Raw genomic sequence first — 12,957 nt, 5'->3', positions numbered from 1 at the left:
GGAGTATGGTCAAATGTGGGAGCTGGCTTGCCTGCGAAGGGCCGGTCCGGACGACACAACTATTTGAATCTACGCTCCACGCCTTTCTCCACTAGAATCTTCGCGGAAATCTCTTCCACCGAAAAATGCGTGGAATTGATATGCGCAATATTCTCGCGGCGGAACAGATTTTCTACTTCGCGGACTTCGAACTCGCACTGTGCATAGCTGGAATACCGGCTGTTGGGCTTGCGCTCATTGCGGATCGCCGTCAGCCGGTCCGGGTCGATGGTCAGCCCAAACAGCTTATGCGAATGCGCACGCAGGGCGGCCGGCAGCGTCAAATGCTCCATGTCGTCTTCGGTCAGCGGGTAGTTTGCCGCGCGGATGCCGAATTGCATGGCCATGTACAGACAGGTGGGCGTTTTGCCGCAGCGGGACACGCCCACCAGGATCAGGTCGGCCTTGTCGTAGTAGTGGGTGCGGGCGCCGTCGTCGTTGTCGAGGGCGAAGTTCACCGCCTCGATACGCTCCATATAGTTGGAGTTGTGCCCAATGGAATGGGACTTTCCTACCGAGTACGACGAATGCTCACTCAGCTCTTGTTCCAGTGGCGCCAGGAATGTCGAGAAAATGTCGATCATGAAACCATTCGACGTTGCGAGAATCTCACGAATGTCTTGATTGACGATGGTGTCGAAAATGATCGGACGAAAACCGTCTTTTTCAGCCGCCAGATTGATTTGTTGTACCATGGCCCGCGCTTTATCCACGCTGTCGATGTACGGCCGCGTAAATTTGGCGAAGGTAATGTTTTCGAACTGCGCGAGCAGGCTTTGACCCAATGTTTCGGCTGTGATGCCCGTGCCGTCGGAGATAAAGAAAGCAGATCGTTTCATTTGAGCCCTGGGCCTTAAGCTGATGGCGAATCTTGGATATGATAGGCGCGATTTTGCCGTCCCGCAGTGGGCCGCATTCTCACTTATTTTCCAGGTCCAGGCCACAAGCGCTGGCACTCGCTCCTACTGAGCAGCCGGCGTCCTGAGCTTTTCCAACACAGTTAGTGGAGAGATCACCTTGGTAGAGTACGTAGTTTCCCTCGATAAGCTCGGCGTCCATGATGTAGAGCACGTGGGGGGCAAGAACGCATCCCTCGGCGAGATGATCAGTAATCTTGCAGGCGCTGGTGTGTCGGTGCCCGGTGGTTTCGCCACCACGGCCCAGGCTTACCGCGATTTCCTCGAACTGAGCGGCCTCAATGCTCAGATCCACGCCGCGCTGGACGCCCTGGACGTCGATGACGTCAATGCCCTGGCCAAGACCGGTGCCCAGATCCGCCAATGGATCATGGAAGCCGAGTTCCCAGAGAAGCTCAACGAAGAAATTCGCACCGCCTTCGCCACGCTGTCGGCCGGTAACCCGGACGTCGCCGTTGCCGTGCGCTCCTCGGCCACCGCCGAAGACTTGCCGGACGCCTCCTTCGCCGGCCAGCAAGAAACTTTCCTGAACATCCGCGGCGTGGAAAACGTGATCCGCGCGGCCAAGGAAGTATTCGCTTCGCTGTTCAACGATCGCGCCATTTCCTACCGCGTACACCAGGGTTTCGACCACAAGCTGGTGGCCCTGTCTGCCGGTGTGCAGCGCATGGTGCGTTCGGAAACCGGCACCGCCGGCGTGATGTTCACCCTCGATACCGAATCGGGCTTCCGTGATGTGGTGTTCATCACCGGCGCCTACGGCCTGGGCGAAACCGTCGTACAAGGCGCGGTCAACCCCGACGAATTCTACGTACACAAGGGCACCCTCGAAGCGGGCCGCCCGGCCATCCTGCGCCGCAACCTGGGCAGCAAAGCCATCAAAATGATCTACGGCGACGAGGCCAAGGCCGGTCGCTCGGTGAAAACCGTTGAAGTCGACAAGGCTGAACGCGCGCGTTTCTGCCTGACCGACGCTGAAGTCAGCGAATTGGCCAAACAAGCGATGATCATCGAAAAGCACTACAAGTGCCCGATGGACATCGAGTGGGCCAAAGACGGTGACGACGGCAAGCTGTACATCGTGCAGGCCCGTCCGGAAACCGTGAAAAGCCGTACCTCGGCCAATGTCATGGAGCGCTACCTGCTCAAAGAAACCGGCACTGTGCTGGTGGAAGGCCGTGCCATCGGCCAGCGTATCGGTGCCGGCAAGGTGCGGATCATCAAGGACGTGTCCGAGATGGACAAAGTCCAGCCAGGCGACGTACTGGTCTCCGACATGACCGACCCGGACTGGGAACCGGTGATGAAGCGCGCCAGCGCCATCGTCACCAACCGTGGCGGGCGTACCTGCCATGCGGCGATCATCGCCCGTGAACTTGGGATTCCTGCGGTCGTGGGCTGCGGCAACGCGACCCAACTGCTCAAAGATGGCCAGGGCGTCACCGTTTCCTGTGCCGAAGGCGACACCGGTTTCATCTTCGAAGGTGAGCTGGGCTTCGATATCAAGCAAAACTCCATCGACGCCATGCCGGACCTGCCGTTCAAGATCATGATGAACGTCGGCAACCCGGACCGCGCCTTTGACTTCGCGCAGTTGCCGAACGCCGGTGTGGGCCTGGCCCGCCTGGAGTTCATCATCAATCGCATGATCGGCGTGCACCCCAAGGCCCTGTTGAACTACGACGGCCTGCCGCTGGACATCAAGGAAAGCGTCGACAAGCGCATCGCCGGCTACAACGACCCGGTAGGTTTCTACGTCGAGAAACTGGTGGAAGGCATCAGCACCCTCGCGGCGGCGTTCTACCCGAAAAAGGTCATCGTGCGCCTGTCGGACTTCAAGTCCAACGAATACGCCAACCTGATCGGCGGCAAGCTCTATGAGCCGGAAGAAGAAAACCCGATGCTAGGTTTCCGTGGCGCCTCGCGTTACATCAGCGAAGCGTTCCGCGACTGCTTCGAGCTCGAATGCCGCGCCCTCAAGCGTGTGCGCAACGAGATGGGCCTGACCAACGTCGAGATCATGGTGCCGTTCGTGCGTACCCTGGGCGAGGCGAGCCAAGTGGTCGACTTGCTGGCTGAAAACGGCCTGTCCCGTGGCGAAAACGGCCTGCGCGTAATCATGATGTGTGAACTGCCGTCCAACGCCATCCTGGCCGAGGAGTTCCTGGAATTCTTCGACGGTTTCTCCATCGGCTCCAACGACCTGACCCAGCTCACCCTGGGCCTGGACCGTGACTCCGGGATCATTGCGCACCTGTTCGACGAGCGAAATCCTGCGGTCAAGAAGCTGCTGGCCAATGCCATCCAGGCCTGCAACAAGGCCGGCAAATACATCGGTATCTGCGGCCAAGGCCCTTCCGATCACCCTGACCTGGCCAAATGGCTGATGGAGCAGGGCATCGAAAGCGTTTCGCTGAACCCCGATTCCGTGCTGGAAACCTGGTTCTTCCTGGCGGAAGGCCAAGCGTCCGCCTAAGACCGTCACGTCAAAAGTGCCGGTCACCCGTTGTGGGTGACCGGCATTCTTATCTGTGCAGGGCGGAATTCCTTCCGGACGCCGCCCTTTTTTGTGCAAGAGCATTATGCAAAGCAGCAGCAACCTGTTTCCCGTCGCCCTGATCAGCGCTGAACGTCGTGGCGACCTGAGTGAAGACGTGTACCGGCTCAAACCCGGTAACAGTCCCGACGGTACCGTCGAGCTGGCGGTTACCCGTTTGGGCCTGGCCGATGTCCCGGAAAACCGGGGCATCCCGGTCATTTTGTTGCATGGCAGTTTTTCCAATCGGCGTTTCTGGTACTCGCCCAAGGGTATCGGCCTGGGCGCTTACTTGGCGCGCGAGGGGTTTGATGTCTGGATCCCGGAAATGCGCGGCCATGGCCTGTCCAAGCGCAATCATGACTACGCGCGCAACCGCGTCGCTGACTATGCGCGTTATGATTTGCCGGCCATCGGCGCATTCGTGCGTGAGCAAAGCGGGCAGATTCCCCATTGGATCGGCCATTCGCTGGGCGGTACCAGCTTGGCGGCCGCTCTTGGCGGGCAGCACCTTGGTGCGCCGGCAGTGGCGTCGGTGGCGCTGTTTGGCTGCCAGGTCAGTCGCACTCATTGGCCGTTGAAACTGCCACCGGTTGAGTGGACGGGCCGCTTGCTGTTGAAACGCTTCGGCGAGGTCTCTGGCTCGCGCCTGAAGCGGGGCCCCGAGGACGAACCGGCGGGCGTGATGATCGAAGCTATGCGCTGGAATGGCCTGTTTGGCCGCTTTGGCGAAGGCAAGAATGATTGGTGGAAAGGCTTGGCTGAGGTTGATGTGCCGCTGTTGGCCGTCAGCGCAGCCGGGGATCATCAAGACCCCGACTGGGCCTGTCGCAAGCTGTTCGAGCAAATGGGCTCCGAGCACCGTCAGTACCTGTGCCTGGGCCGACAACAAGGCTTTACCGGGGATTTCGGGCATGTGGAGATGCTCGTCAGCAAAGCTGCCCAGTCCGAAGTGTGGCCGTTGGTGGCGCAGTGGCTGAAAGATCCGCTCACACCGCTGTCAGGCGCACAGGCCGAGGTGCGGGCCGCGGTTTGAGGCGGTGCTCTGCCAAGGGCGTTTCGCTTGTGTGTGGTTGCGGCTAAGATATGACGCGTTAAACGCTTCTGGTCATATTCAGTCGCGCAGTGGCTATTGCGTTGCGGCGAGGCGGATGGGATGTTTCGCACCTGCTTGGGCTGGCGCTTCTTTCGAAAGACACTTCTTTGACAGAAAGGAATTTTTCAATGAACCATTACGTGACCCCCGACCTGTGCGACGCCTACCCAGACCTGGTGCAGGTGCTCGAACCGATGTTCAGCAACTTCGGCGGCCGGGACTCCTTCGGCGGCGAGATCGTCACCATCAAGTGTTTCGAAGATAACTCCCTGGTCAAGGAACAAGCCGATCAGCCGGGTGCCGGCAAGGTGCTGGTGGTCGACGGCGGTGGTTCCCTGCGTCGCGCGCTGCTGGGCGATATGATCGCCGAGAAAGCGGCGAAGAACGGCTGGGAAGGGCTGGTGATCTACGGTTGCATCCGTGATGTTGACGTCATTGCCCAGACAGATCTGGGCGTACAGGCCCTCGCCAGCCATCCGATGAAGACTGACAAGCGCGGTATTGGCGACCTGAACGTGGTCGTCACGTTCGCAGGTGTGACCTTTCGTCCGGGTGAATACATCTACGCCGATAACAATGGCGTGATCGTTTCCCCCAGCCCGCTGAAAATGCCTGAATAAGACAGGGGTAAGGATGTTCGAGGAAGAAAACGCGCAATGGGGCCTGGTGCATGCCCTGGTGCTGGACGGTAAAGGCGGTGCGCGTTCGATTGCCCGGACTGAGCTCGACGAATTGCAACTGCAGCCCCAGGAAAGCCTGTGGCTGCATTGGGATCGCAGTCACCCGCAAACCCAGACCTGGCTGCGCAAATCCAGCGGCTTGAGCGAATTTGCCTGTGACTTGTTGCTGGAGGAGAACACCCGTCCGCGCCTGTTGGCGCTGCCGGACTCCGAATTGCTGCTGTTCCTGCGCGGGGTCAACCTCAACCCCGGTGCAGAGCCGGAAGACATGGTCTCGGTGCGCATCTTTGCTGCCGCCAGCCGCGTTATTTCCCTGCGCCTGCGGCCGTTGCGCGCCACTGACGAGCTGTTGGTGCAATTGGCGGACGGCAAGGGGCCTAAGACCGCGTCGGAACTCATCCTTTATATGGCGCAGTACCTGACCAATAAAGTGCAGGATTTGGTCTCCGACCTGTCTGAAATCGTCGACGCAGAGGAAGAAAAACTCGATACCGACGAACGGTATACCCCGGAACATGGCAGCGTTCTACAGATCCGTCGACGAGCCGCAGGGCTGAAGCGATTTTTGGCGCCGCAACGGGATATTTTTGCCCAGCTCACGCGGATCAAATTGCCGTGGTTCTGTGACGACGATGCCGACTACTGGAACGAATTGAACAACAGCCTGACCCGCTATCTGGAAGAGCTCGAATTGACCCGAGAGCGCGTGGGGCTTGTGCTGGAGGCTGAAGACCGGCGTTTGAGCGTGCGCATGAATCGCACCATGTACCGCTTCGGGATCATCACTGGGATCTTTCTGCCGATGAGTTTTTTGACCGGTCTGCTGGGGATCAATGTGGGGGGATTCCGTTCTCCTCCAGCCCCTATGGATTCATGGTTGCGTGCCTGTTAATGGTCTCGGTGGCGCTCGGACAATGGTGGCTTTTTCGACGACTGCGCTGGGTTTGAGCTGAATATGACCTGAACGTAGGAAGGGGCGTATGTGACCCCAATAATTTTACCCTCGTCTTTTAAAACACTTGCGAGAGGTTTTTATGCACGATCCGTTCGAACAGTCTTTGCGTGACATGCTCAATGCCTCGCCGTCCAACCGCGACGACGATGCTTGCCTGGGCCGCGTGTTGAAAACCGCCAACCGTCAGGTGGGGGCGGGTGACCTGTTCGGTCTGCTCGGCCGTTGGGTGCCGGCGCTGATGATGGCCCTGAACAATGGTTCGGCCCATGTATCGCCCGTGTCCCGTCGTAAATCTCTTGCTCGCACTGCTGATAAGGCTGATTGAATATGGAACTTGATCTCTGGACCCAGAGCCTGGTCACCGCGATGACCGCATTGTGGACCAAGGTGGCGAATTTCATTCCCAACCTGTTTGGTGCCCTGGTGCTGGTGTTGCTGGGCTTTGTCGTGGCCAAGTTGCTCGACACCCTGCTGTCCAAATTGCTCGCAAAACTGGGCCTGGATCGCTTGATGGCAGGCACCGGCCTGACCAAGCTGCTGGGTCGCGCAGGGTTGCAGGTGCCGATCTCCACCTTGATCGGCAAGATCGTTTATTGGTTTGTTTTGCTGATTTTTCTGGTTTCTGCGGCTCAATCGCTTGGACTTGAGCGAGTTTCAGCTACGCTCGACATGCTGGCGCTGTATTTGCCGAAGGTTTTCGGCGGCGCGCTGGTATTGCTGGTAGGTGTTTTGCTGGCGCAACTGGCCAATGGGCTGGTGCGCGGCGCTGCCGAAGGCGTGGGTTTGGATTATGCTGCCGGCCTGGGACGAATCGCCCAGGGACTGGTGATCATCATCAGTATTTCGGTCGCGATCAGCCAGTTGGAGGTCAAGACTGACCTGCTCAACCATGTGATTGTGATCGTTTTGATTACCGTTGGTCTGGCCGTTGCGCTGGCCATGGGCTTGGGAAGCCGGGAAATTGCCGGTCAGATTCTTGCGGGAATCTATGTGCGTGAGTTATATCAGGTTGGGCAACAGGTGCGTGTGGGCGAGGTCGAAGGGCAAATTGAGGAGATCGGTACGGTCAAGACGACGGTGCTGACCGATGACGGAGACCTGGTGTCGCTGTCCAATCGGATTCTCCTGGAGCAGCAGGTCAGTAGCCGCTAAACCGGCAAACCCTGCTAATGTACGCCGCCGCTGGCCCGGCTGACCGGGTTGTGGCGGACATTGACCTGACTGTCGGCACGACTTGTTTTGAATAAAGCCCAAACGTTGTCCACGCGCTATGACCCCCGTGAGCTCTCTGATGAGGAGTTGGTCGCGCGCTCGCACACGGAGCTGTTTCACGTAACTCGCGCGTACGAAGAATTGATGCGCAGATATCAACGCACTTTGTTCAACGTTTGTTCAAGGTATTTAGGGAACGATAGAGATGCGGATGATGTCTGTCAGGAAGTGATGCTCAAGGTGCTGTACGGCCTGAAGAACTTCGAGGGCAAATCGAAGTTCAAGACATGGCTATACAGCATCACGTACAACGAGTGCATCACGCAGTATCGGAAGGAACGGCGAAAGCGTCGCTTGATGGACGCGTTGAGTCTTGACCCCCTTGAGGAGGCGTCTGAAGAAAAGGCGCCGGCACCCGAGGAGAAGGGTGGACTTGATCGCTGGTTGGTGTATGTGAACCCGATTGACCGGGAAATTCTGGTGCTACGATTTGTCGCAGAGCTAGAATTCCAGGAAATCGCTGACATCATGCACATGGGTTTGAGTGCTACAAAAATGCGTTACAAACGTGCTCTTGATAAATTACGTGAGAAATTTGCGGGCGAGACTGAAACTTAGTGCGTGGCAAATATCTCTTACGTGTAGGCAAGTTCTGTTAGACTTGTCGCCGAGTTGTCCCCCGGTTTGTGGGACTGCTTTACAATCACCAGATGGGGATTTAACGGATGAAACTGAAAAACACCTTGGGCTTGGCCATTGGTTCTCTTATTGCCGCTACTTCTTTCGGCGTTCTGGCACAAGGCCAAGGCGCAGTTGAAGGCGAGCTGTTCTACAAGAAGCAGTACAACGATAGCGTCAAGCACATCGAAGACGGCTTCAATCCTGGCGCTCGCATCGGTTACTTCCTGACCGACGACCTGTCCTTGAACCTGTCCTACGACAAGACCAACCACACCCGTTCGAACGACGGTACTGGTAACCAGAAGATCAAAGGCGATACCGGCAGCCTGGTTGCCCAGTATCACTTCGGTCAAGCTGGCGTAGACAGCCTGCGTCCATACGTAGAGGGCGGTTTCGGCCACCAGAGCCGTACCAACGTTCAAGCTGACGGCCACAGCGGTCGCGACCAGACTACCTTCGCTACCGTTGGTACTGGCGTGAAGTACTACTTCACCAACAACCTGTACGCTCGTGCCGGTGTTGAAGCTGACTACGGTCTGGACAACGGCAAGTGGGACTACTCCGCACTGGTCGGCCTGGGCGTGAACTTCGGCGGTAACGCTGGCGCAGTTGCTCCAGCTCCTACCCCAGCACCAGCTCCAGAGCCAACTCCAGAGCCAGAAGCTCCAGTTGCTCAGGTTGTTCGTGTTGAGCTGGACGTCAAGTTCGACTTCGACAAATCCGTTGTTAAGCCTAACAGCTACGGCGACGTGAAAAACCTGGCCGACTTCATGGCTCAGTACCCAGCTACCAACGTAGAAGTTGCTGGTCACACTGACTCCGTAGGTCCAGACGCTTACAACCAGAAGCTGTCCCAGCGTCGTGCTGACGCTGTTAAGCAAGTCCTGGTTAAAGACGGCGTTGCTCCTAGCCGTATCACCGCAGTAGGTTACGGTGAGTCCCGCCCAGTTGCTGACAACGCAACTGAAGCTGGTCGCGCTGTTAACCGTCGCGTAGAAGCGTCGGTTGAAGCTCAAGCTCAGTAATTACTGAGTGGTAGAAAAAAGCCCGGCTTAGGCCGGGCTTTTTTTCGCCTGTGATTTGCCTCAGGCGCTCACGGCCTGAGCGAGGCAAGCGGCCTGGCCTGGGGCTGCAACACGGCCAATCACCAGGATGGCCGGGCTTTTCAAGGCAAATGCCTGTGCATCTTCGTGCATACGCCACAGCGCGCTGCGACATTCCCTTTGCTGGGGCAGCGATGCGTTCTCGATCATCGCCACTGGCATATCCGCCGCCATCCCGCCGTCCAGCAGTTGCTGGCAAATTTCCTCCAGCTTCGCCACGCCCATGTACACCACCAGGGTTGTCCCACCTTCTGCCAGCGCACGCCAATTCAGGCTGCTGTCGTCCTGGGTATGCGCCGTGACCAGCGTCACGCCCCGACTCACGCCGCGCAAGGTCAGTGGCACCGCGCAATTCGTCGCGCCTGCCAACCCTGCGGTAATGCCGTTGACCAACTCCACCTCGACGCCCCGTTCACGCAACCACATCGCCTCTTCACCGCCGCGTCCGAAAATGCACGGGTCGCCGCCTTTGAGGCGTACCACGCACTTGCCCTGGCGCGTATAGCGCAGCATCAGCCGGTGGATGAAATCTTGCGGGGTCGACCGGCAGCCACCGCGTTTCCCCACGGTGACCACCCGCGCGTTCGTGCAATGTTCCAGCACGGCCGGGTTGACCAAGTCATCGATCAGCACCACATCGGCCTCACGCAGGGCGCGTACCGCCTTGAGGGTCAGCAACTCCGGGTCACCCGGACCCGCGCCCACCAGCCAGACTTTTGCATTCATAGGGTGTTCCTCGTCCAGGGATGACATCAGCGGTGAAAGAGTGAGTACAACAGCACCAGATTGATCAACAGCGAAAGCAGCGCCAGCGTGCGCCAGACCTTCAAGGGTTCACGCTCCAGCAATGGCTTGGGGCGGACACTCAGTTCCTGCCGGTCAGCCTGTTCCAGCACGCGCAACCACTCTTCGGCGGTTTCATAGCGATGGGCTGGATGGGCGGCCACGGCCCGTTCCAGGCTGAGGGGAAGCCAATCCGGCAGGTCGGGGCGGTAGCGGCTGGCGCTGACAGGCTGAGTGAACCGGGGCCGTTGGAAGGCCTCGATTTCGCCGTAGGGGTAATGTCCGGTCAGCAGGTAATACAAGGTTACGCCTACGCTGTATAAGTCCTGTTGAGTCGTAGGGCGCTCGCCGTTGAAGGCTTCAGGTGCAATAAAGCTAGGCGTGCCCGGCAGCGCATGGACGTGGTCTTCAGACAGGCCTGGGCAATACGCCAGGCCGAAATCCAACACACGTAATTCGCCGTCTTCCCCCAGCAGCAGGTTTTCGGGCTTGAGGTCGCGATGCAGGATCTGCCGACGGTGCAAAATGCCCACGGCCCGCAGCAGACGTTCGGCTATTGCCTGCCATTGTGCCAAGGGCAGTGGGCCTTGACGCTGGAACAGTTCGGCCAGGGTCTGGCCCGAATACTCACGCATCACATAATACAAATGCTGACGCGCGCTACCGGCATGGACCTCAGGGAACGCCCGCCCCGCAACCCGCCGCAGAAACCATTCCTCCGACAGTAAGGCCTGGCCGGCGTCGTGATCATCGTCGCGGCTCAAGGGCAGGGTTTTCAGCAGCCAGGGTTGCTGCTGGGCATCGCGCACCCGGTAGAGCAATGACTGCCGGCTTTGCGCCAATACGCTTTCCACCTGCCAGCCTTCAAAGTGTTGCCCGGCTTTCAACAAGGGCGGCAGTGGCCATTGCTGCAACTGCACCAGCGCATCGCCGAGGGTGGCTGCGCCGAGGGCGTCGATACGCACGAGCAGCGCGCTGGCATTGTCCTGGCTGCCTGCCAGGTGCGCGGCATTCACCAGGGTGTTGACCGCCAATTCCATGTCTGTTTGTTCGCGCAAAATCGTCTGGATACTGGGATCACCCAGGGTTGCCCACACGCCATCACTGACCAACAGGAAACATTCGCCTTCACGCAGCTGACCGTCGAGAAAATCCACCACCAGATGCTGATCCAGGCCAAGGGCGCGCTTGAGCACGTGCTGCATGCCCGGTTGCTCCCACACGTGATCCTCGGTGATGCGCTGTAATTGGCCAGCGAACCAACGATACGCCCGACAATCGCCGACATGCGCCAGGGTAAAACGCTGGCCGCGAAACACCAGCGCACTCAGGGTGGTCAACAGAGGCTGGCCACCGCCATTGGCTTGCAGCCAGCGATTCTGTGCCAGTAGCAACCGCTCCAGGGCCTGGGCCACGCCCCAGGTTTGCGGCGTGGCGTAGTAGTCCAGGGCCAGCGCCTGCAAGGTCGAGCGCGCAGCCAGGCCGCCGTCGGCGCACTGGCTCACCCCATCGGCGATGGCACATAAGTAGCCTTTGCTCGCCGCCAGTTCGGCCACAGGCGTGACCACCCGCAGTGCGTCCTGATTTTCCGTCCGTGGCCCGATGGCACTGGCCTGGGCGACGCTCAGTTGCAGGCTCATCAGACCCGCGCAGCCGTGACGGCAGCCGAGCCCCAGGTGGTTCTCCAGCGACGCTTCACGCCGTGCAGGCCGAACCAGGCCAGCACGCCCAGGCTGGCGAACAACCACAACGCCAGCTGATAGCTGCCGGTGCTTTGCTTGATCGCACCCATGCCCGCCGCCAAGGCAAAGCCGCCGATACCGCCGGCCATGCCGATCAGGCCGGTCATCACGCCGATTTCACGGCGGAAACGCTGCGGCACGAGTTGGAACACTGCGCCGTTTCCTGCGCCGAGACCCAGCATGGTGCAGACGAAGAGCGCGAGCGCCGCAACGGGACTCGGTAGGTTGAAACCCACCGCTGCGATACAGATCGCCGCCACGCTGTACATGCCCAGCAGCGTACGGATCCCGCCGAAGCGGTCCGCCAGCGCGCCGCCCAGTGGGCGCATCAGGCTACCGCCAAAGACACAGGCGGCGGTGTAGTAACCAGCGGTCACCGGGCTCAGGCCGTATTGGTCGTTGAAATAACCGGGCAGGGCGCTGGCCAGGCCGATAAAGCCCCCAAAGGTAACGCTGTAGAAAAACATGAACCACCAGCTGTCACGGTCGCCCAGGGCCTTGAAGTAGTCGGCCATGGACTTCGCCTTCGGCCGTTCTGGTGCATTGCGCGCCAGCCAGGCAAAGACAATCAGGGTCAGCACCAAGGGGATCAGCGCGAAGCCGAACACGTTGCTCCAGCCAAAGGCGGCCGCCAATACCGGTGCCAGCAACGCGGCGAACACCGTGCCGGAGTTGCCCGCGCCCGCGATGCCCATGGCTTTGCCCTGGTGTTCCGCTGGATACCATTGGGAGGCCAGCGGCAGTGCGACCGCAAACGATGCACCGGCCATGCCGAGAAACAAGCCCAGCAACAGCGCTTGTTCGTAGCTGTGGATCCCAAGTTTCCAGGCGCCGAACAGGGCGCAGATGACAATCACCTGGCCAATCAGGCCGGCCGTCTTCGGCGACAGCTTATCCGCCAGCATGCCCATCAGAAAGCGCAACACCGCGCCCGCGAGAATCGGTGTAGCGACCACCAGGCCGCGTTGTTGAGTGGTCAGGTGCAGGTCGGCGGCAATCTGCACGGCCAGTGGGCCCAGCAGGTACCAGACCATAAAGCTCAGGTCGAAATACAGGAACGCGGCAAACAGGGTCGGGGTGTGCCCGGATTTCCAGAAGCTTGATTTCATCACGCACCTCAACGGTTGGGAGTCTTGTAAGAAGGCCAAAACGAAAAAACGCCGCCACCGGGTTCGCGTGAGCAAACCGGGTGTGCGACGTCTTTGTCGTGGAG

At 59.4% G+C, this 12,957-nt stretch carries 11 protein-coding genes and 1 pseudogene; 8 read left to right on the top strand and 4 right to left on the bottom strand.

Features of this window, described 5'->3' with window-relative positions:
• Window positions 1–59 precede the first annotated feature (59 nt).
• Window positions 60–878: a posphoenolpyruvate synthetase regulatory kinase/phosphorylase PpsR gene (gene ppsR / locus AB4N92_RS04825; protein WP_003193298.1), complete on the bottom strand. Its 819-nt coding sequence runs from the start codon at window positions 876–878 to the stop codon at window positions 60–62.
• Between the two features lie 178 nt (window positions 879–1,056).
• Between ppsR and ppsA the strand changes: the two genes are divergently transcribed.
• From ppsA to AB4N92_RS04785, 8 genes and pseudogenes are all read left to right on the top strand, one after another.
• Complete coding sequence (gene ppsA / locus AB4N92_RS04820) at window positions 1,057–3,432, top strand: phosphoenolpyruvate synthase (protein WP_021491524.1); 2,376 nt, start codon at window positions 1,057–1,059, stop codon at window positions 3,430–3,432.
• Between the two features lie 106 nt (window positions 3,433–3,538).
• Window positions 3,539–4,528, top strand: coding sequence for an alpha/beta fold hydrolase (locus AB4N92_RS04815; RefSeq protein ID WP_010208489.1), 990 nt, complete (start codon window positions 3,539–3,541; stop codon window positions 4,526–4,528).
• A gap of 188 nt (window positions 4,529–4,716) precedes the next feature.
• A complete protein-coding gene (gene rraA, locus AB4N92_RS04810) occupies window positions 4,717–5,208 on the top strand; it encodes a ribonuclease E activity regulator RraA (RefSeq protein ID WP_010208490.1) in 492 nt (163 codons plus the stop codon).
• A 13-nt stretch (window positions 5,209–5,221) separates the two neighbouring features.
• Window positions 5,222–6,216: pseudogene (locus AB4N92_RS04805) on the top strand (zinc transporter ZntB).
• A gap of 86 nt (window positions 6,217–6,302) precedes the next feature.
• Window positions 6,303–6,548 (top strand): hypothetical protein, encoded by a 246-nt coding sequence (locus tag AB4N92_RS04800; protein ID WP_010208493.1) that lies wholly within the window; start codon window positions 6,303–6,305, stop codon window positions 6,546–6,548.
• 2 nt (window positions 6,549–6,550) lie between these two features.
• Window positions 6,551–7,375, top strand: coding sequence for a mechanosensitive ion channel family protein (locus AB4N92_RS04795; protein WP_003175519.1), 825 nt, complete (start codon window positions 6,551–6,553; stop codon window positions 7,373–7,375).
• An 87-nt stretch (window positions 7,376–7,462) separates the two neighbouring features.
• On the top strand, window positions 7,463–8,053 hold the full coding sequence (sigX, locus tag AB4N92_RS04790; protein ID WP_010208495.1) for an RNA polymerase sigma factor SigX: 591 nt from the start codon (window positions 7,463–7,465) through the stop codon (window positions 8,051–8,053).
• Window positions 8,054–8,160: 107 nt separating this feature from the next.
• Window positions 8,161–9,141 carry an OmpA family protein gene (locus AB4N92_RS04785; RefSeq protein ID WP_010208496.1) on the top strand — a complete coding sequence of 327 codons (981 nt, stop codon included), beginning with the start codon at window positions 8,161–8,163 and terminating at the stop codon, window positions 9,139–9,141.
• Between the two features lie 60 nt (window positions 9,142–9,201).
• On the opposite strand, the gene cobA is transcribed toward AB4N92_RS04785, so the two are convergent.
• Genes cobA through AB4N92_RS04770 form a run of 3 tightly spaced genes read right to left on the bottom strand, consistent with a single transcriptional unit; the run spans window position 9,202 to window position 12,853 of the window.
• On the bottom strand, window positions 9,202–9,945 hold the full coding sequence (cobA, locus tag AB4N92_RS04780; RefSeq protein WP_010208497.1) for a uroporphyrinogen-III C-methyltransferase: 744 nt from the start codon (window positions 9,943–9,945) through the stop codon (window positions 9,202–9,204).
• A gap of 26 nt (window positions 9,946–9,971) precedes the next feature.
• On the bottom strand, window positions 9,972–11,642 hold the full coding sequence (locus AB4N92_RS04775; RefSeq protein ID WP_010208498.1) for a bifunctional protein-serine/threonine kinase/phosphatase: 1,671 nt from the start codon (window positions 11,640–11,642) through the stop codon (window positions 9,972–9,974).
• Window positions 11,642–12,853, bottom strand: coding sequence for a nitrate/nitrite transporter (locus AB4N92_RS04770; protein ID WP_010208500.1), 1,212 nt, complete (start codon window positions 12,851–12,853; stop codon window positions 11,642–11,644). The genes AB4N92_RS04775 and AB4N92_RS04770 overlap by 1 nt, the downstream gene beginning before the upstream one ends.
• Between the last annotated feature and the right edge of the window lie 104 nt (window positions 12,854–12,957).

The organism is Pseudomonas sp. S3_A09 (assembly GCF_054668065.1).
The sequence above is the reverse complement of the archived record's forward strand: the minus strand, read 5'-3'. Positions and strand labels throughout refer to the sequence as shown.